17 protein-coding genes, 16 tRNA genes and 1 rRNA gene (1 of these 34 only partly in view) are annotated in these 18,055 nt (G+C 49.6%); 1 reads left to right on the forward strand and 33 read right to left on the reverse strand.

Annotation, left to right across the window (positions count from 1 at the left end):
• Positions 1-87 precede the first annotated feature (87 nt).
• The 6 genes from yunB to BJP58_RS15275 form a co-directional block, all read right to left on the reverse strand.
• Positions 88-1,062 carry a sporulation protein YunB gene (yunB, locus tag BJP58_RS15250; protein ID WP_194544560.1) on the reverse strand — a complete coding sequence of 325 codons (975 nt, stop codon included), beginning with the start codon at positions 1,060-1,062 and terminating at the stop codon, positions 88-90.
• Positions 1,063-1,222: 160 nt separating this feature from the next.
• Complete coding sequence (locus BJP58_RS15255) at positions 1,223-1,567, reverse strand: ArsR/SmtB family transcription factor (RefSeq protein WP_194544561.1); 345 nt, start codon at positions 1,565-1,567, stop codon at positions 1,223-1,225.
• A 4-nt stretch (positions 1,568-1,571) separates the two neighbouring features.
• Complete coding sequence (locus BJP58_RS15260; RefSeq protein WP_194544562.1) at positions 1,572-1,997, reverse strand: SRPBCC family protein; 426 nt, start codon at positions 1,995-1,997, stop codon at positions 1,572-1,574.
• A gap of 191 nt (positions 1,998-2,188) precedes the next feature.
• Entirely contained in the window at positions 2,189-2,614 is a 426-nt protein-coding gene (locus BJP58_RS15265) for a DUF1801 domain-containing protein (protein WP_194544563.1), read from the reverse strand.
• 230 nt (positions 2,615-2,844) lie between these two features.
• Positions 2,845-3,642 carry a TrmH family RNA methyltransferase gene (locus tag BJP58_RS15270; protein ID WP_194544564.1) on the reverse strand — a complete coding sequence of 266 codons (798 nt, stop codon included), beginning with the start codon at positions 3,640-3,642 and terminating at the stop codon, positions 2,845-2,847.
• Between the two features lie 74 nt (positions 3,643-3,716).
• Positions 3,717-4,379, reverse strand: coding sequence for a potassium channel family protein (locus tag BJP58_RS15275; RefSeq protein ID WP_194544565.1), 663 nt, complete (start codon positions 4,377-4,379; stop codon positions 3,717-3,719).
• Between the two features lie 138 nt (positions 4,380-4,517).
• Here BJP58_RS15275 and sspI point away from each other — a divergent pair, with 138 nt between their 5' ends.
• The gene (gene sspI, locus BJP58_RS15280) at positions 4,518-4,754 is read left to right on the forward strand and encodes a small acid-soluble spore protein SspI (RefSeq protein WP_071222357.1); all 237 of its coding nucleotides are present in this window, start codon (positions 4,518-4,520) and stop codon (positions 4,752-4,754) included.
• A gap of 86 nt (positions 4,755-4,840) precedes the next feature.
• On the opposite strand, the gene BJP58_RS15285 is transcribed toward sspI, so the two are convergent.
• From BJP58_RS15285 to BJP58_RS15415, 27 genes are all read right to left on the reverse strand, one after another.
• Positions 4,841-6,421 carry a peptide chain release factor 3 gene (locus BJP58_RS15285; protein ID WP_071222356.1) on the reverse strand — a complete coding sequence of 527 codons (1,581 nt, stop codon included), beginning with the start codon at positions 6,419-6,421 and terminating at the stop codon, positions 4,841-4,843.
• Between the two features lie 121 nt (positions 6,422-6,542).
• Positions 6,543-8,090 (reverse strand): glucose-6-phosphate dehydrogenase, encoded by a 1,548-nt coding sequence (gene zwf, locus BJP58_RS15290; protein WP_194544566.1) that lies wholly within the window; start codon positions 8,088-8,090, stop codon positions 6,543-6,545.
• Between the two features lie 137 nt (positions 8,091-8,227).
• Positions 8,228-9,070: a YwmB family TATA-box binding protein gene (locus BJP58_RS15295; protein ID WP_194544567.1), complete on the reverse strand. Its 843-nt coding sequence runs from the start codon at positions 9,068-9,070 to the stop codon at positions 8,228-8,230.
• Between the two features lie 304 nt (positions 9,071-9,374).
• A complete protein-coding gene (locus tag BJP58_RS15300; protein ID WP_006212655.1) occupies positions 9,375-10,019 on the reverse strand; it encodes a response regulator in 645 nt (214 codons plus the stop codon).
• On the reverse strand, positions 10,003-11,076 hold the full coding sequence (locus tag BJP58_RS15305) for a sensor histidine kinase (RefSeq protein ID WP_071222353.1): 1,074 nt from the start codon (positions 11,074-11,076) through the stop codon (positions 10,003-10,005). The genes BJP58_RS15300 and BJP58_RS15305 overlap by 17 nt, the downstream gene beginning before the upstream one ends.
• Positions 11,077-11,117: 41 nt before the next feature.
• Positions 11,118-11,762, reverse strand: a complete 645-nt coding sequence (gene liaF / locus BJP58_RS15310; RefSeq protein ID WP_194544568.1) for a cell wall-active antibiotics response protein LiaF — start codon at positions 11,760-11,762, stop codon at positions 11,118-11,120.
• Between the two features lie 169 nt (positions 11,763-11,931).
• Complete coding sequence (locus tag BJP58_RS15315; RefSeq protein WP_071222351.1) at positions 11,932-12,618, reverse strand: PspA/IM30 family protein; 687 nt, start codon at positions 12,616-12,618, stop codon at positions 11,932-11,934.
• A 1-nt stretch (position 12,619) separates the two neighbouring features.
• The gene (locus tag BJP58_RS15320; protein WP_071222350.1) at positions 12,620-13,099 is read right to left on the reverse strand and encodes a PspC domain-containing protein; all 480 of its coding nucleotides are present in this window, start codon (positions 13,097-13,099) and stop codon (positions 12,620-12,622) included.
• A 2-nt stretch (positions 13,100-13,101) separates the two neighbouring features.
• Positions 13,102-13,779 (reverse strand): PspA/IM30 family protein, encoded by a 678-nt coding sequence (locus BJP58_RS15325; RefSeq protein WP_071222349.1) that lies wholly within the window; start codon positions 13,777-13,779, stop codon positions 13,102-13,104.
• A gap of 68 nt (positions 13,780-13,847) precedes the next feature.
• Positions 13,848-14,147, reverse strand: a complete 300-nt coding sequence (locus BJP58_RS15330; RefSeq protein WP_071222348.1) for a LiaF transmembrane domain-containing protein — start codon at positions 14,145-14,147, stop codon at positions 13,848-13,850.
• A gap of 429 nt (positions 14,148-14,576) precedes the next feature.
• Positions 14,577-14,656, reverse strand: a tRNA-Leu gene (locus BJP58_RS15335).
• Positions 14,657-14,664: 8 nt separating this feature from the next.
• A tRNA-Arg gene (locus BJP58_RS15340) sits at positions 14,665-14,741 on the reverse strand.
• Positions 14,742-14,753: 12 nt separating this feature from the next.
• Positions 14,754-14,827: transfer RNA gene (locus BJP58_RS15345), tRNA-Cys, on the reverse strand.
• A gap of 11 nt (positions 14,828-14,838) precedes the next feature.
• Positions 14,839-14,913: transfer RNA gene (locus tag BJP58_RS15350), tRNA-Gly, on the reverse strand.
• A 15-nt stretch (positions 14,914-14,928) separates the two neighbouring features.
• Positions 14,929-15,003: transfer RNA gene (locus BJP58_RS15355), tRNA-Gln, on the reverse strand.
• Positions 15,004-15,019: 16 nt separating this feature from the next.
• Positions 15,020-15,095, reverse strand: a tRNA-His gene (locus tag BJP58_RS15360).
• Positions 15,096-15,119: 24 nt separating this feature from the next.
• Positions 15,120-15,193 (reverse strand) — tRNA-Trp (locus tag BJP58_RS15365).
• A 6-nt stretch (positions 15,194-15,199) separates the two neighbouring features.
• Positions 15,200-15,284, reverse strand: a tRNA-Tyr gene (locus BJP58_RS15370).
• Between the two features lie 4 nt (positions 15,285-15,288).
• A tRNA-Thr gene (locus BJP58_RS15375) sits at positions 15,289-15,364 on the reverse strand.
• A gap of 22 nt (positions 15,365-15,386) precedes the next feature.
• Positions 15,387-15,462 (reverse strand) — tRNA-Phe (locus BJP58_RS15380).
• Between the two features lie 68 nt (positions 15,463-15,530).
• Positions 15,531-15,607 (reverse strand) — tRNA-Asp (locus BJP58_RS15385).
• A 30-nt stretch (positions 15,608-15,637) separates the two neighbouring features.
• Positions 15,638-15,714, reverse strand: a tRNA-Met gene (locus tag BJP58_RS15390).
• Between the two features lie 88 nt (positions 15,715-15,802).
• Positions 15,803-15,878: transfer RNA gene (locus tag BJP58_RS15395), tRNA-Val, on the reverse strand.
• A gap of 175 nt (positions 15,879-16,053) precedes the next feature.
• Positions 16,054-16,128, reverse strand: a tRNA-Glu gene (locus tag BJP58_RS15400).
• Between the two features lie 16 nt (positions 16,129-16,144).
• Positions 16,145-16,236 (reverse strand) — tRNA-Ser (locus BJP58_RS15405).
• A 5-nt stretch (positions 16,237-16,241) separates the two neighbouring features.
• Positions 16,242-16,317 (reverse strand) — tRNA-Asn (locus tag BJP58_RS15410).
• Positions 16,318-16,472: 155 nt separating this feature from the next.
• Positions 16,473-18,055 (reverse strand): 23S ribosomal RNA (locus BJP58_RS15415); it runs 1,463 nt beyond the window's last position.

Raw genomic sequence — 18,055 nt, forward strand, 5'->3', positions numbered from 1 at the left:
TTTCTCCGTTAAGGACATCCATTACTGCGAAGTGAATCATGGAGCGTGCTTCCATATGCTGGCGCCAAATTAAATGAATCAGCGCTCTTAGCCTCCAGTGTTGTTATCCCCCGTCTGCCCGGATAAGTCTGCTCCACCAGGTAAAGGTTCCAAAGGTGTCGTTGTTCCATCTGGAGGATTCGTCGGCGTTGTTACCGGCGGAGTAACAGGCGGGATTTCCTGCTCCGTATTATGGCTATTCTCATTGGTAACGGGAGGCGGTATCGCTATGCTCGGCGCGCTTGCCTTATTCTCGCCGACGGCCTTTCCTTGCCCGTCATAATAATACATTGGCACGTCGCCGACCACGAGCAGATAAGAAATGGGAATATCGGTTTCCACAATCTGCGGCTCCATGTCAAAAGGAACGACAACCGCTACCTCTGTTACGATGTGGACGAATACCTCCACCAAAATCATATTAATGCCAGCACCCTGCTGCCTGGTATCCAGTTGAACCTTCACCGCTCCCTGCGGTTCGATCTTCAAAGGAATTTGCGGACCGAATGAAGCGATAATCGGGCTTTTCAGCACCTGTCCCAAGGGAATTTGCTCCTTACGCTTATGAATATCGTCCAGTGTGCTCTGAACAACCTCCGTTGTATGGGAGGTGATTTTTAAATGCTCGGCATAATTCAGCATGAATCCCGTCACTTTGCCCGAGCTGTCCGTTTTCCAGTTGACCAGATTATCGAAATCCTTCCCCTGCGTGACCTGAGAGGTGATCGCTTTATTGATGGCTTCAGTGGCAATCTGTTTAACCCTGATTTGGGCTAAATGCATGATCGGCGGCCGCAGATTCTGCTCAATATACATAAAAAACTCAACGATCCCAAACACAAGGAGCAGAGCGCCGATCAGCCACCATTTTTTCGTGCTTCGTCTTTTGGCAGCCTGAGGACGCCCTCGGCTCTGCGGTACGGGCCGAAAGCCTCTGCGCGGTGGTTTATAAGCTCTCCTTGGTTTAGGCCACGACAGCGACGGAAAGGCCAAACGCCTGCTTCCCCATCTCTTTCGTCTCATGCTTGGTCCCCCCTATTTACGCCCCGAGGAGCATGTTTACCATGGCAAGCTCTCCTGTATAGAGGGTATGCGGACAAACGGCAAAAAAGAAGAGCAAGGATGGGATCCTCACTCTTCTTCCTTATGGATATTCAATTTCAAGAAAGACTGCAAAGAGGATCTACTTGTCGTCCTTTGGATTGTCTTCTTGATCCTCCACATAATATTTCAGCATCGACAGTTTATTCTCCCAGAAGCGGTCGAAATAAGCCAGCCAATCCTTTAATTCCTTAAGCGGTTCGGCATCCAGCCGATAGCGCGTTTCGCGTCCAACCTTGCGGTCCTGCACAAGGCCCGCTTCCCCCAGGATTCGGAGATGCTTGGAAACGGCGGTCCGCGTCATGGAGAAGTGCCCTGTAATTTCTTTAACCGGCATTTCTTTATCACTTAACAAGCCAAGCAGCTTACGGCGTGTCGGATCTGCGATAGCTTGATAAACATCATGCTTCGGAGCGGCTCGCGACATGGGATTAGGCCTCAACGTATCCCGCAAGCTTCTGAACAATGCCTGCCCAGCCGTTGTCCATACGCCCCCGCACGATATCGTGTGCTTCCCCGAACTCGGTCACTTGATCCGCTGTCCATCCGCCGTGAATGAGCGTAAATTCCGTATGATCTCCCTGCTGTACCAGTTCGAACGTAACACTCCAATCCTTGCCCCAGTTAAAAGACAAGCGGTTGGGCTCGTCAATAAGCGTGACCTTGCATGGTGAATTGCCGAAAGGGCCTGCATTCAATTGAAACTCAAAGCCTTCCACCGGCTCAAAATTGTTAGGCATAAACCAGGCTGAAATTCCTTCAGCCGTTGCCACGGCTTTCCACACCTTCTCGATGGGCGCTTTCAGCACCAGCGTATGACGAATATCCGGCAGCTTGCCGTTTGATGCGTTGTCCATATCACATAAACCTCACTCATGTTTAATATTATGAAACCATTTGGTTTCCCTTATTGCATTATAGGACACCAAATGGTTTTACGTCAAATAACAATATTCACCTGTTACCCAATCAGCGCACCCTATTGTCCAGCCTCCCTTAAAGCCTTGTAAACCAGGCAGCTTGCCAACTTCTCATGGCCTAGAGCTCGCTAGGACTGAGCCGGGTAGGTCTTGTTCAAGAAGGCAATCGATTCGCGAATCAGCTGCTTTAGGACCTCCACATCAATATCTGCCACTTTATTAATATACACGCAGCCTTTCCCGGCCGTATGTTTACCGAAACTCGGCAACAGCTCCTCCCGCTTCTCATCGCCCGGCGCAAAATACAGGCTGATCTTCGCCTTGCGCGGCGAGAAACCTACCAACGGCGCATCGCCTTCGTGCCCGGTAGCGTAGCGGTAATGGTAGGAGCCGAAACCGATGATGCTGGGGCCCCACATCTTAGCCGGAAAACCGCTCGTCTCCTCAAAAATCTCCAGCAAACGATAAGCATCCTCCCGTTTTTTCGGCGAATCCACTTGCTCTATAAACTCCACCACGCTGTGATCCGTTTCTTTTGTTTTTTGCTCGTACATTAGGGTTTGACTCCTTTCGAATACTCCTGTTATTATGACCAGCCTTATTAAAAATAAGAAAAACGTCATCGACGTACTTGTTAGAAAACAGACCGTATTTAGCGGAAGCTTTCTTGCAATATAAGGAGGTAAGCCTCTAATGCTACTTATCTCTTAAATAAAAAAAGCCGGAGATGATTAGCCATTGATTTCTAATCACTTCCAGCTTTGTCGAGGAGCCGCTCCGGTCTTTATTGACCTGTATATTCTCTTTGCCGTAAAGCCTCGTACATCAGCACCGACGCTGCCATAGCCGCGTTCAACGATTCGGCTTTCCCCGGCATGGGAATACGGATCGCATCGTCCACGAGTTCCGCAACCTCAGGTGAGACACCGCGCCCTTCGCTCCCAATCACGATCCAGCTTGTCCCTTTGAAATCATACTCGAAGCAGGAATGTTTCCCTTCCAGCAGGGTTGTCACCAATCGGGCCCCCCGTTCTCTGGCTTCCGGCAAAATGCTTAGCAGATCGCCCTCCAGCACCGGTAAGTGAAACAGGGATCCCATGGTAGAGCGCAGCGTCTTGGGGTTGTACAAATCCGCGCAGCCGCGTCCCAGAACCACGCCAGCAGCCCCTACGGCATCTGCGCTTCGTATGATGGTTCCTACATTCCCCGGGTCCTGAAGACCGTCCAGAACGATGACCAAACCGTTCTCGCGCAGGATCAGGTCCTGCCATTGACGTGCTTCTTTGCGGACCACGGCAAACACCTGCTGCGGTGACGGTGTATCACTGACCTTCGAGATGACGGCATGAGATACGCCAATCCATTCAGCACCTTGTCCTGTATCCGATATATGACGAAGTTCCTGGGGAATGCCCTTCTCCACATCATACGCAACACACTCGATGTCCACTCCGGATGACAGGGCTTCCTGTACGAGATGAATGCCTTCCACCACATACTTGTTCTGCTTGTCTCGATGTTTTTTCTCCTGAAGCTGTGCCCAGCCCTTCACTCTGGCATTCTGCGGCGATAGTATCTCCATGGTTCATCCATCCGTTCTTTACTTATATATAAAACCGAGTCCCACTCAACCCAGCATACCCGCTTGCGGACAGCTTACTTCGGATAAGCAAGCTCCATCTTCGTTAAGTTATTCTTGTGCCCCACAATAATGAGAATATCGCCTTCCTCAATCCGGTCATCCGGACTTGGAGAAATGTTCATATCCTCATCTCTTCGAATCGCCATGACATTGCAGCCGAATCGTGCCCGAATATCCAGTTCTATCAGATTGTGACCGACCAGATCTCCTGTAGCAAGCATCTCCATAATGCTGTAGTCGTCCGACAAATCGATATAATCCAAAATATTCGGTGACACCAGATGATGGGCAACCCGCAGCCCCATATCCCGTTCAGGGAAAATCACCTTGTCCGCACCGATTTTGTTCAGCACTTTTCCGTGCAGCTCATTCTTCGCTTTCACGATAATGGCCGGTACGCCAAGATCCTTCAAGATCAGCGTAGTCAAAATGCTGGATTGAATATCCTCCCCGATCGCCACGACAACCACATCAAAATTCCGTATGCCCAGCGCCCGAAGCGCTTCTTCATCGGTCGAATCCGCCGATACGGCATGCGTGACCATACTCGCGATTTCCTGAATGCGCTGTTCGCTCGCGTCTACGGCTAATACATCAAATCCCATGCTGCTCAATTCCTTAGCAACACTCGTGCCAAAACGCCCCATACCGATTACTGCGTACTGCTTCTTAGCCATTTATATATCCCCCACGAGCCTAGGTCATCCATAATCATAATGGTAATAGTATATCATACTGTCCCGAATACTTGAATGTAACTGCCCCGGAACGGGCACATTACCAATGACCCTTTCATAACAAGGAGGAACATGTCCATGTCCATATTGTTAGATCTAAGGCAGGCCGTCATTCATAAAGTCCACAATCAGGACGAAGAAGAGCTGCGCTCCATGATCGAGGGTTCCGTTGACGGGCCTGAAGCTGCCCTGCCGGGACTCGGTGTAATGTTTGAAATGATGTGGAAAGACATGGATGCTACCCAGCAGAACAGCCTTGTCTCTTCCCTCCATGATCATCTAAAAACCGTTACGCCCGGCAACCTTCAAGGATAATCCCATGGTCAACAAAAAAGAACAATCCCCTAAGCTGTGAAAGCTGGGGGATTGTTCCTTTTTGCTGCATATTTATATAACATCACTTACGGAGCGGTCTCAAGAAACTGGGCGGTTGGATTCTTGTCGATGGCGGTTCTCATCGCATACTCATTTTCGAACAAGACAACATAGTTATCCTTCTTGTCTTTGACCAGCGTTGAGTTTATCCGGAACTTGGACGGATCAATATTGTCGTCCACGATCCAGCGGGCGAACTGATACGGCATGCGTTGAAGCTGGACATCAACGCCGTATTCACCCTTCATCCGGTACTCGAAGACTTCGAACTGGAGCTGTCCGACAACCCCGAGAATGGTCTCGTCAAAACTCACGGTGCGGAATACCTGAATGGTGCCCTCTTCCGTCAGCTGATCAATCCCCTTCTGATATTGCTTATGTTTCAACGCATTCTTCACCGTTACTTTCGCAAAAATTTCCGGTGAGAATGTTGGAAGCTCATCGAATACAACTTCACGACCTTGACTGAGTGAGTCCCCAATCCGGAAAATGCCCGGGTCAAACAGACCGATAATATCGCCAGGGTATGCCTCCTGCACAATATCTCGATCCTGCGCCAAAAACTGCTGCGGCTGCGCCAGCTTGATTTCCTTGCCTACCCGAACATGCTTCACGCTCATACCGCGTTCGAACTTGCCCGATACGATGCGCAGGAAAGCGATACGATCCCGGTGAGCCGGATTCATATTGGCTTGAATCTTAAATACGTATCCGGAGAACTTCTCATCGGTTGGTTCCACCACACCCTCCGTACTGCGGCGCGGCTCCGGCTTCGGCGCAAGCTGAAGAAAGTTCTCCAGGAAGGTCTGAACGCCGAAATTGTTGATCGCACTGCCGAAAAATACAGGTGTTAGCTGACCCTGCATAACTTTTTCCAGATCAAATTGGTCTCCGGCAACATCCAGCAGCTCGAGGTCTTGACATAACTGATCATGCAGGTAATCGCCTGCCATCTCGCGAATGATCGGATCCTCATAGCCTTCGACCTTCTGTACCTTAATCGTGGAATGGTCGTCGCCCTGGAACAATTCAACCTGATTTTTAACCCGGTCGTACACGCCGCACAGGTCACGCCCGGAGCCGATCGGCCAATTCATCGGTACGGAGCGGATGCCGAGAACCTGCTCAAGCTCCTCCATCAGATCAAACGGGCTGCGCCCTTCGCGGTCGAGTTTGTTGATAAAGGTAAAGATCGGAATGCCCCGCTTCGCACAAACCTGAAACAGCTTGATGGTCTGGGCCTCGACCCCTTTGGCTACGTCAATCAACATGACGGCGCTGTCAGCGGCGGTCAGCGTACGATAGGTATCCTCACTAAAGTCTTGGTGACCCGGCGTATCCAATATATTAATCCGATGCCCTAAATAATCAAATTGCATAACAGACGAGGTAACCGAGATTCCCCGCTGCTTCTCGATCTCCATCCAGTCACTCGTTGCATGCTTGCTCGCTTTACGAGCTTTAACCGATCCAGCCAGACGAATGGCGCCCCCAAACAAGAGCAGCTTCTCGGTCAGTGTTGTTTTACCGGCGTCAGGGTGGGAAATAATCGCAAACGTGCGGCGCTTATCCACTTCCTGCTGCAGTTCATCTATTTGCTTTGCCATTTCACTTATCCCTTCGTAACTAAAGTCATGTATATCATTGTACCACAATTTATACGCAAATCATCCCCATGCGCCATGCGCATGAGGATGATTTTTAACACGTAAATTTTAGAAAATGATCTTAGTTTTTGAACCACACCACATTATCCTCAAGCTGACCGTTTACCGGCCACCAGTGGAATCCGTCTTCCTTCAACAGCTCATCCGCTTTGTCAGGTCCCCACGATCCAGCAGGATACGATTCCAGCTCGCCCTGGTTCTCTCTCCATGCGCTGGCGATACGATCCACGAAGGACCATGCCGAAGCCACTTCATCCCAGCGGGTAAAGTAGGTGGAGTCTCCACGAGCAGCGTCATGCAGCAGACGCTCATACGCCTCAGGAGAATTAATGCCCACGATGCAGCTTTGGCAGAAGTCCATCGCTACAGGAGCGATCTCGGATTCAGATCCCGGCTTCTTCGCGTTAATCTTCACGTAAATGCCTTCCATCGGATTGACGCGAATAACGAGCAGGTTAGGCTCCAGGGAATGCTTTTGGCCCAGGTATACGTTGGTTGGCATCCGTTTGAACTCGACAACCACCTCGGTTGTCTTAACCGGGAGACGTTTGCCCGTACGGATATAGAACGGTACGCCAGCCCAGCGGAAGTTATCCACGAAGACTCTGGCGGCAAAATAGGTTTCCGTATTGGATTCCGGATTCACTTTGTCCTCTTCACGGTATGCCGGCAGATCTTTGCCGCCCGCGGAACCGCTCGTATACTGACCGCGAACTACGTTGTTCTTCACTTCTTCATGCGTGGCATACGGACGCAAGGAGCGAAGCACCTTCACCTTCTCGTCGCGGATATCCTCTGCAAGCAGTCGGCTAGGCGGCTCCATCGCAATCATAGTCAGCAGCTGTAGCATATGGTTCTGGCCCATATCCCTTAGAGCGCCTGCATGATCATAGTACCCGCCGCGCTCCTCGACACCAACCGTTTCACCAAGCGTGATTTGGATGTTGGCGATATGCTTGTTGTTCCACAGCGGCTCGAAGAAAGCATTCGCAAAACGTATAACTTCGATGTTCTGTACCATTTCTTTACCCAGATAATGGTCAATCCGGTAGATCTCTTCTTCCTTGAACACTTTACGGATCTCTTCGTTCAGCTTGGCAGCCGACTCCAGATCGTAGCCGAACGGCTTCTCGATCACAAGACGGTTCCAGCCTTCTCCGTCGAGCATACCGCCCTTCATCAGGTTAAACGATACGCTGCCAAACAATTCCGGTGCAAGCGCCAGATAAAACAAGCGGTTGCCCGGTATATTAAATTTTGTTTCCAATTGCTCCGTTTGTTCGCGAAGCTCACGGAAACCGTCAATATTGTTAATATCTAAAGATTTATATTCAAAATGTTGTGCAAATGCATTCCATTCACTATCCTGTTCCGAACTATATCGGCAGAATTCCTGAATTGAACGATACACGTCCTCCCGAAACTCTTCCTGGGTGCGCGGACGCCGCGCCACGCCGATTACCGCAAAATCCTCATCCAGTTTTCCTTCACGATAAAGACTGTAGATCGCCGGAAACAACTTACGTCTTGCCAAATCACCAGTCGCTCCAAAGATGAAAAATACAGCTCCCGGTGTCTTCATTGTATCTAGATTTTGATTTTCAGCCATGGCTCCTCATTCTTTCTATGAATTATAGTGTATTTTTATGCATCGGCACTTAACTCGATGTGATGACATTTTAGCATATTCATTTCAAGTATGCTATCACATTCCGCATTTTTTCATCCGAGTTTCAGAAATCATTTTCAATATTCTATTGTAATGACGGGAAATCCGATCGTTATTCTACTACTTTTCTTCATCGAATCTTCATGCACCGCGATCTGCATATGAATCGGCGTGTCGCCACTCATCACAAAAGCGCCCAGTGAAGGAACCTCATATGAACGGCTTTGTGTTGTGTCATCTGCATAATCCTCAACGGGGCGAAGCGAGAGTTTTTGGGCTACTGCCTCTTCTACCTGAGCCATCGTTCCATCAACGCTAGCCGTCTCCGATGCATATCCTTGAATGGACGCATTCCAGGAGTTCGATATGCCTGCTTGCTTCATCATCTCTTGAATCTGCTGCTGCAGGGTCATCATTTCCCGGGACTGTCCAGCTGCTTCTCCTACAAGCATGGCTCTGACATAGCTATGACCCTCCTTCGTGAAAGCCCAGTCCAGATGCACCGATACACCGGAGAGCACGCCTTCTGCTTGGAATACTTCATTTCCCTGAAGCTGGGACGTTGTAATCCCGGAGAGCCCCATTGTACGAGCCAGCTGCTCAGCCGTTGTCTTAGCTTGATCCTTCGATATGGAATTTATCATTTCACCTTGAATTTTTACCGTGAGTATTGCCGAAGGCTCCATATGTTCTTGCCCAAGCGCCGCCAGAAGTATTAGATCGCTTTCTGCTGCTTCCCCAGCTCTAGTTATTCCATTGACACCTGTTTCTACCGTTCCGCCCGAAGCTGACGCTTCTCCTGCATGCGGAGCTGATCCGTTTCGATTGCTGTCCGTTGTCCCCGCAAAACCCGCCATCATAGCTGCTGCCCCGCACAGCAACAACATCATCACAATGATCTGTAAACGCATCTTCCGCATGGTCAGTCACGCCTCCCCGTTCGAATCTATCAATCTAGTAAAAGGATGGCCTCGTTACCGCGGATTTATACCTCGCTTTTTAAATAGCTCCTTCATCGGGCTGTATGTAGAGATTCCTTCTTCCCTGTCAATAAATAAAAAAAGCTCCCGATCCGGGAGTCTTTAAGCCTGCCTTTCATTGTTATATGGATATGTTTATAACTTACGCATCGCATCATGGATCTGCTTTCGTACCACGCTCAACATCTCAGCATCTTAGATATGTTTATGTCACGACCATCGCATAAAAAAGAGCCGGCATTCTTTACTCAGCCAGCCCATTTTTATAAGCGTAGATGGCAGCCTGGGTTCGATCCTCTACCCCCAGCTTGCCTAATATATTCGTTACGTGAAACTTCACGGTTTTGATGCCTATAATCAAATCATCAGCAATATCCTGATTCGACTTGCCCTGCGCCACCAGTCGCAGCACTTCCATTTCCCGGTCCGTAAGGTCGTTATGCGCCGGAGCTTCATTTTGCGGATGCCGGAATCGATTCATCATCTTGGAGGCAACCTGCGACTCCAGCACCGACTGCCCGCGTGCGGCTGCACGTATAGCATCAGCTACTTCAGAAGCACGGGATGTCTTCAATAAATAACTGAACGCACCTGCTTCAATAACCGGATACATCTTCTCATCGTCCAGATAGCTGGTCAGTACAATGACCTTAAGATTAGGAAACTGATTCATCAATTGGCGCGTCGTCTCGATTCCATCCATTCCGTCCATCACCAAATCCATCAGCACCACATCAGGATGATATTCCTGCGCTAAGCGTATCCCTTCCTCGCCGCTGCCCGCTTCACCAACCACCTCGATGCCGTCCTCTGTACCAAGCACAGCCGCTAAACCGATCCGGACCATCTCATGATCATCCACCAGCAGCACTTTAATCGGCGTTTCCATCTACATCCCCCCGTTTGCGTTCTTCGTTTATGAGTGGCACAACGATCTCAATTCGAGTCCCTTTACCCGGTGCTGTTATAAATTGTACCGAGCCCCCGATCTCCGTCACCCGTTCCTGCATCGTCGATAGGCCGTAGGAAGTCTGTTTCTTGTCATCCAATTCAAATCCGATCCCATCGTCCCGCAGCATCACCCGAACGGTGTTCTGCCTGCGGTGAATACGAATATCCATTTTCTCCGCTTTCGAGTGTCTGAGGGTGTTCGACATGGCCTCCTGGATAATCCGGAACAGATGATTTTCGATCCCTTTGAGCAAATGTATGTCATCGTCCATTTCAAACGTAATTTCCATAGGTACTTTGATTCGTAATTCCTTAATCAGTTCACGCAGCCCCTGCTCAAGTGCCTTTCCTTCGAGATAAACCGGCCGCAGATGAAGAAGAAGCGCCCTCATCTCGGACTGGGCTACAGCCGACATTTCCTCGATCAGAGCCACCTGGCGCTGCGCTTTGTCAAAATCCTTATCCAGCGTCCTGCCCACAGCGGTTGCCGTCATCGAGATGGCAAACAGCTGCTGAGAAACCGCATCATGGAGCTCGCGCGCCAGACGCTGCCTCTCTTCCACAATCGCCGTAACCCTGGCCTGCTCGGCAAGCTGGGCATTGTTCGTAGATAACCGCTGCAAGGAAGACACCTGATCCTCCCAGCGTTTGCTGATCTTCACCAGCTGTTCTCCAAGCCGGCCCACTTCGTCTTCGCCGATGTCCGGCATGACGTCCGTAAGGCTGCCTTTTTCCCAGTTCACCAGCGTTTCCCTCACAAGATCGACCCGTCGTTTTACCCGGTATCCCTGGAAGAAGCCATAGATCGCACCCAGCCCGATCGGCAGCAATACGATGGTAATGCCGGCTTCGATCCGGTTCTTCCACGTCTCAAACGGTTGAAGATAACCATATGTATATAATAAATATAGGACAACGAGCATGACAACCAATCCCAGAAGGGTCCCCTCACGCATACTTCGGGTAATCATATTTGCTTTCTTTTCCGTTTCCACGGGGCAACCCTCCTGAATGGTTTACACAAAACTTACGTTTATTATGTCATTCTTATATTCAAATCTCCGCCCAAATAAGAAACAATAAATTTCACTTTATATTCACTGGTCTCATAATTGGGTGATTTATACCGCACGCGGTTTAATATGCCGGTTTCCTTCCGGTCGTCCATATGAATGGAGCCAAACAGGATGGATGCTTCGATCTCCACCCCATAGTAGTCCGGAATCATCAGATCAATATCCCCCAGCATCCCATGGAACATCAGGACCGTTTGGCGTTCCTCCGGAAGGGCCAAGGACAGATCCACATCCGCCTCTCCCAGCACATGCCACACACTCAGACTGCGCATCACCCACGGAGCCCGGTCCCAATCAAAGTTGGACATAAAGTTCTGCTTCTGAATGTATTTCGTCGTGGTATGAGCTCGTTTGGACTTGCCATAAAAAATACCTAGCGATATCAAGCTGATGCCGATAATCAACATGAGATGCTCCAGCAGCAGCAGTACGGCACCTACTCCGAGCAGAATGTATCCCTTCTTCACATGTCCATGCCTGATCTGAAGGACACCTGCAAACATGAGTAACAGGGCGACAATGGTGAAGAAACCAAACCATCGGCCGAAAAGCAAAATAAAACCCAAGCTGATTAAACCAACTGCTATCCAGCGGTTTCTGTCCATGTCGCACCTCCTTGATGGCCAAGATATAAGCTCGGAAAAGCCATATCAGTGAGACGTTCCCCACTGTATGGCTTTGCCTGTACTATACGACAATCTCATTCGTATAGCATATCATATGAACATGGTGTTCGAATACGGTTTAATACTATTTTGCTGACTTGCTAAGGAATTACTCGGACTTCGAAGAATTCCCCATTTTGTTTTTCAAAGCTTGCAGCTGCTCATCCACCTTCAATTGCTTCTCAGCGTCCACGGGGCTTGTGTATACTGCGTTGTTAGGACGGTATGGGGCGCGAAGCACATCAGCTTCTGCTTCCATTTGCATGATTTTCTCCTCCATGCGATGGAAGCCCATCGAAGCACTGCCGCTTTCGATCGTGTGCAGGCTGCTCACTTGAGACATTTGCTTCTTCGCTTTAGCCATTTGAGCGCGGGCTACAAGCTCATTGCGCTTGTTGCGCATTTTGTAGAACTCGTCTTTCATTTCATGCAGCTGAGCTACAAGCTCTTTTGCTTGAGTCTCGGATTGCAGGTGCAATTCCACGTACTCGGTTTCTTTTTGATCGAAATAGATTTTTTCTTCCAGCAGCTTGCGAGCCACTTCTTCTTGACCATTCTTCAGAGCCAATTCAGCTTGAGCTTCACGTTGTGCCGCCATCTTCACAGCCTCATCGACGCGCTGCTTCATACGACGCTCATTAGCCATTTGCTTCGCAACCGTTACCTCTGCCTCATGAATTTCTGCCTCCATGTCGCGCAGGTACTGGTTCAACATTACGATCGGATCCTCTACTTTATCCAGCAGTTCATTCACCGATGCTTTCGTCATATCCTTAATTCTTTTAAATACTCCCATGTTATTTATCTCCCTTCTCATAGTTCGAAAGTTTTTTCTTCAATTCTTCGATTTCTTTTTGCATTGCTTTTCTTTCAATATCCTTCATCATCGCATCCAGATCGGAATCCGTTGACGCGTTGTTTCTTGTACCATTGGGACGGTCATATTTGGGACCAAAGCTACTATGCTCATTAGGATAGCCTTGACGTCCATAAGAATCATTATAGCTGTTGTAGCCTGGTCCAGGGCCCGGATGATCGTTGTAACGGTATCCGCCGCCATGTCTGCCCTGTGGACCATACGGATCGTGATAATACGGCTCCTTAGGTACTACAAGGGATGCAATCAGATAGATCAACAGCGTTGTACCGCCTGTGAAAAAGATACTGACTACAAATATGATTCTAAGTAGGGTAGATTCGACTCCGAAATGATCGGATATACCGCCGATCAACCCTGTGAACATTTTGTCTCGGGTGGAACGGTACAATCTAGTCATGGTTACTCCTTTCCGCTGTTATTCAGCTTTTGCTTCAGGCGGGCAAGTTCTTTTTCTAATACAGTGGAGACCGATTCACCAGCCTGTTCCATGTATTCCTGCCCCATGCGGCGTAAATCGCGAAGACTTCTGGCTTCCAGTTCCCAGTCGCTGATACGGTCTTCGAGGCGATTGAACATCTTCGGTACGTCATGACCGCCGCCGTAGGAGCCCGTACGTTCATTCATTTTCTGCTGAAGACGAAGGGTTTCCACTCGGGCAACATAATATTGACGCTTGCTGTATACCGTCTGATATTCCATCCGCAGCTCGCCGAGCTGCTCCTCGATTTCTTTTAACGACTCCAGGCTTGAGGACAACAGGCCTTGATACTGCTCGATCTTTTCCTCATAGATCAGTTTTTCCTGCAATGCCAGCTTGGCAAGATGTTCTTCGCCGGCCTTCAGTGCAAGCAGTGCCTGCTCTTCGCGTTTATATCGCATGGATTCGGCTTGATCCACCTGCTGCTTCAGCTGTCTGGAATGTACTTGGCATTGCTGCTGCAGCTTCTCAGCCTCAGCAATGTCCTGTCTGGTTGAATGTAGGAACTGGTCGATCAATCGAACCGGATCCTGGCTCTGCTCGAGCTTTTCATTCAATGTTGCTACGGTTATGTCTCTTATCCGCCGGAAAACACTCATATTGGCTTAGCCCTCCTCATCTATCATGATCTGTTGTTCATGCATGTTATTTAATGTAGTGGTTTTTATCAATAACGGGGTCTACCATTCTTCAATCGAGACAACCCGTAGATGATCAAGATAATTCCAAAGATCGGACCGATCAGCCAAGACAGTTTACCCATCAACCAGATCACACCGATACCGAGAATAACCCATCCCATCAAGGTGTTACCTCTCCGGATCCCGTAGTATCCCAAAGCGACCATCAGGATTGGAATTAGAAGACTGAACAACCACCCAAGCAGAGGACCGAATACTCCAAGGAGAACCAAGATCCCTACACCAATCAACAGGATACTCATTCCATTTCCTTTTGAATTTCTCATTTATACACCGCCTTTCTGTTGTTTGATCGTTGTTTCTTTTGTTCAACCTTATGACTCTATTCTAGGTAATTTTGAGTTTCGCTAAAACGGCCTGGGGACGGTTTTTGAACCTAGACCTAAGGCGGGGCCTTCTACAGACCTACGTCCAACCCTGCACTGGATCGATTAATCGAAGGGTTTGCTTGTGTAGATGAATCCGGCTGGATCATCTTTGTTTTACCTATAAAGAACGTGGTTTCTAATGATAGTTTAGTTTAAAGAAGTGTAGCTTGAAGAAGATCTGAAGGTGATAGAAAAGCCCCCTGTAAAGGTAACTGGAGAGATAGCATGCAGAATGGAGTCTAATATTTAAATCACGAAGTAGCAATCGATGTAGATGCAACGAAAAAAGGAATGCAGACGTTTATCGTCTACATTCCTTTTTGATGATGCCGGTGAAGGGACTCGAACCCCCACGGTTTCCCTCACGATTTTGAGTCGCGCGCGTCTGCCAATTCCGCCACACCGGCTTACATTATGGCGTGCCCTAAGAGATTCGAACTCCTGACCTTTTGATTCGTAGTCAAACGCTCTATCCAGCTGAGCTAAGGGCACATAAGTTTGTAATGGAGGCGCCACCCAGATTCGAACTGGGGATAAAGCTTTTGCAGAGCTGTGCCTTACCACTTGGCTATGGCGCCAGAAATAAAAATGGAGCGGACGACGGGAATCGAACCCGCGACCCTCGCCTTGGCAAGGCGATGCTCTACCGCTGAGCCACGTCCGCAAACATAAAAATCAATGGCTGGGGATATAGGATTCGAACCTATGCATGACGGAGTCAAAGTCCGTTGCCTTACCGCTTGGCTAATCCCCAATATGATTTTGTAATATGGGGCGATCGAGGGGAATTGAACCCCCGAGTGCCGGAGCCACAATCCGGTGCGTTAACCACTTCGCCACGACCGCCATACTGAAACACTGTGATACGATTGGCAGGGGCAGCAGGAATTGAACCCACACTAACGGTTTTGGAGACCGCTGTTCTACCTTTAAACTATGCCCCTAAAAACTGGTGGAGGATGATGGATTCGAACCACCGAACTCGAAGAGAGCAGATTTACAGTCTGCCGTGTTTAGCCACTTCACTAATCCTCCAGAATGGTGCCGGCGAGAGGACTTGAACCCCCAACCTACTGATTACAAGTCAGTTGCTCTACCAATTGAGCTACACCGGCATATAAAGTTATAAAACGTACATGGTGGCTCGGGACGGAATCGAACCGCCGACACGAGGATTTTCAGTCCTCTGCTCTACCGACTGAGCTACCGAGCCTTAAAGCTCTTCGCGAACTTTGACGGAACCCATATCGGATACTCATCTCATCCCAAAGTTGTAAATAATGGCGGAACTGACGGGATTCGAACCCGCGATCTCCTGCGTGACAGGCAGGCATGTTAGGCCTCTACACCACAGTTCCAAGAGGCATTATCGCTATCGCGATATAAATTGGTTGCGGGGGCAGGATTTGAACCTACGACCTTCGGGTTATGAGCCCGACGAGCTACCGAACTGCTCCACCCCGCGTCATTATAAAGGGTTGCTTGTATGGGGTCCCCGAAAAGTAATCGGAATTACCTACGAAGCATGCGCTTCACTTTTTGGGGATAAATCATGGTGGAGGCTGAGGGGATCGAACCCCCGACCCTCTGCTTGTAAGGCAGATGCTCTCCCAGCTGAGCTAAGCCTCCGTAACAAAGCGACTTTCATCATATCAAAATCTGATATAAGAAGCAAGTGTTTTTTCAAGAAAGTGGTGACCCGTAGGGGATACTCTCACTTCGTTCGAGACTGTGAAGTCTTTGCTTACGAAGTTATCCTCCGACGAACCGACGGGATTCTCATCCCCTGATGCAATTAAGAAAGTGGTGACCCGTAGGGGATTCGAACCCCTGTTACCTCCGTGAAAGGGAGGTGTCTTAACCCCTTGACCAACGGGCCTTGCTTAAAATAATAGTGGCGGAGAGAGAGGGATTCGAACCCTCGAGACGCTTTTGGCGCCTACACGATTTCCAATCGTGCTCCTTCGGCCAACTCGGACACCTCTCCATAAATGGCTCCCCGAACAGGACTCGAACCTGTGACAACTCGATTAACAGTCGAGTGCTCTACCAACTGAGCTATCAGGGAACAATATTCAATTCAAGTGTTTGATCACCTGAAAACTAGATACGAAACGATCTTTGCGTTGATTAGAATCCGTAGCATTCACCCGATGTGGTATCGGGGTCCCCGAAAAGTATTCGGTGTCAGCTTCAAAGCTTCACTTCACTTTTTGGGGTGATTTGGATAAGCCCTCGACCGATTAGTATTGGTCAGCTCCATGCATTGCTGCACTTCCACCTCCAACCTATCTACCTCGTCGTCTTCAAGGGGTCTTACTAATTGGGAAATCTCATCTTGAGGGGGGCTTCACGCTTAGATGCTTTCAGCGCTTATCCCGTCCGTACGTAGCTACCCAGCCATGCTCCTGGCGGAACAACTGGTGCACCAGCGGTACGTCCATCCCGGTCCTCTCGTACTAAGGACAGCTCCTCTCAAATTTCCTACGCCCACGACAGATAGGGACCGAACTGTCTCACGACGTTCTGAACCCAGCTCGCGTACCGCTTTAATGGGCGAACAGCCCAACCCTTGGGACCTACTTCAGCCCCAGGATGCGATGAGCCGACATCGAGGTGCCAAACCTCCCCGTCGATGTGGACTCTTGGGGGAGATAAGCCTGTTATCCCCAGGGTAGCTTTTATCCGTTGAGCGATGGCCCTTCCATGCGGTACCACCGGATCACTAAGCCCGACTTTCGTCCCTGCTCGACTTGTAGGTCTCGCAGTCAAGCTCCCTTATGCCTTTGCACTCTTCGAATGATTTCCAACCATTCTGAGGGAACCTTGGGGCGCCTCCGTTACTCTTTAGGAGGCGACCGCCCCAGTCAAACTGCCCGCCTGACACTGTCCCCGTACCGGATTACGGTACCAGGTTAGAACCTAGATACGATCAGGGTGGTATCCCAACGTCGCCTCCACACAAGCTGGCGCTCATGCTTCAAAGGCTCCCACCTATCCTGTACAGATCGTACCCAAATCCAATATCAAGCTGCAGTAAAGCTCCATGGGGTCTTTCCGTCTTGTCGCGGGTAACCTGCATCTTCACAGGTATTAAAATTTCACCGGATCTCTCGTTGAGACAGCGCCCAAGTCGTTACGCCATTCGTGCGGGTCAGAATTTACCTGACAAGGAATTTCGCTACCTTAGGACCGTTATAGTTACGGCCGCCGTTTACTGGGGCTTCGGTTCACAGCTTCGGATTGCTCCTAACCGCTCCCCTTAACCTTCCAGCACCGGGCAGGCGTCAGCCCGTATACTTCGCCTTACGGCTTCGCACAGACCTGTGTTTTTGCTAAACAGTCGCTTGGGCCTTTTCACTGCGGCCCCCTCGGGCTATTCACCCTACCGAGGCACCCCTTCTCCCGAAGTTACGGGGTCATTTTGCCGAGTTCCTTAACGAGAGTTCTTCCGCGCGCCTTAGAATTCTCTTCTCGCCTACCTGTGTCGGTTTGCGGTACGGGCACCTTCACCTGACTAGAGGCTTTTCTTGGCAGTGTGAGATCATGACCTTCGCTACTATAATTTTCACTCCCCATCACAGCCCAGCCTTATCGATGTGCGGATTTGCCTACACATCAGCCTCACTGCTTGGACGGACATCCATCAGTCCGCGTCACTACCCTCCTGCGTCACCCCATCGTTCATAACGGTTTACGGTGGTACAGGAATTTCAACCTGTTGTCCTTCGATTACGCCTTTCGGCCTCACCTTAGGTCCCGACTTACCCTGAGCGGACGAGCCTTCCTCAGGAAACCTTGGGCTT

The sequence above is a fragment of the Paenibacillus sp. JZ16 genome (genome assembly GCF_015326965.1).
GTDB lineage: Bacteria > Bacillota > Bacilli > Paenibacillales > Paenibacillaceae > Paenibacillus_AQ.

Coding starts and splice junctions, on each gene's coding strand:
- yunB (WP_194544560.1), bottom strand. CDS start 1,062: ATGAGACGAAAGAGATGGGGAAGCAGGCGTTTGGCCTTTCCGTCGCTG.
- BJP58_RS15255 (WP_194544561.1), bottom strand. CDS start 1,567: ATGTCGCGAGCCGCTCCGAAGCATGATGTTTATCAAGCTATCGCAGAT.
- BJP58_RS15260 (WP_194544562.1), bottom strand. CDS start 1,997: ATGGACAACGCATCAAACGGCAAGCTGCCGGATATTCGTCATACGCTG.
- BJP58_RS15265 (WP_194544563.1), bottom strand. CDS start 2,614: ATGTACGAGCAAAAAACAAAAGAAACGGATCACAGCGTGGTGGAGTTT.
- BJP58_RS15270 (WP_194544564.1), bottom strand. CDS start 3,642: ATGGAGATACTATCGCCGCAGAATGCCAGAGTGAAGGGCTGGGCACAG.
- BJP58_RS15275 (WP_194544565.1), bottom strand. CDS start 4,379: ATGGCTAAGAAGCAGTACGCAGTAATCGGTATGGGGCGTTTTGGCACG.
- sspI (WP_071222357.1), top strand. CDS start 4,518: ATGTCCATATTGTTAGATCTAAGGCAGGCCGTCATTCATAAAGTCCAC.
- BJP58_RS15285 (WP_071222356.1), bottom strand. CDS start 6,421: ATGGCAAAGCAAATAGATGAACTGCAGCAGGAAGTGGATAAGCGCCGC.
- zwf (WP_194544566.1), bottom strand. CDS start 8,090: ATGGCTGAAAATCAAAATCTAGATACAATGAAGACACCGGGAGCTGTA.
- BJP58_RS15295 (WP_194544567.1), bottom strand. CDS start 9,070: ATGCGGAAGATGCGTTTACAGATCATTGTGATGATGTTGTTGCTGTGC.
- BJP58_RS15300 (WP_006212655.1), bottom strand. CDS start 10,019: ATGGAAACGCCGATTAAAGTGCTGCTGGTGGATGATCATGAGATGGTC.
- liaF (WP_194544568.1), bottom strand. CDS start 11,762: ATGGACAGAAACCGCTGGATAGCAGTTGGTTTAATCAGCTTGGGTTTT.
- BJP58_RS15315 (WP_071222351.1), bottom strand. CDS start 12,618: ATGGGAGTATTTAAAAGAATTAAGGATATGACGAAAGCATCGGTGAAT.
- BJP58_RS15320 (WP_071222350.1), bottom strand. CDS start 13,099: ATGACTAGATTGTACCGTTCCACCCGAGACAAAATGTTCACAGGGTTG.
- BJP58_RS15325 (WP_071222349.1), bottom strand. CDS start 13,779: ATGAGTGTTTTCCGGCGGATAAGAGACATAACCGTAGCAACATTGAAT.
- BJP58_RS15330 (WP_071222348.1), bottom strand. CDS start 14,147: ATGAGAAATTCAAAAGGAAATGGAATGAGTATCCTGTTGATTGGTGTA.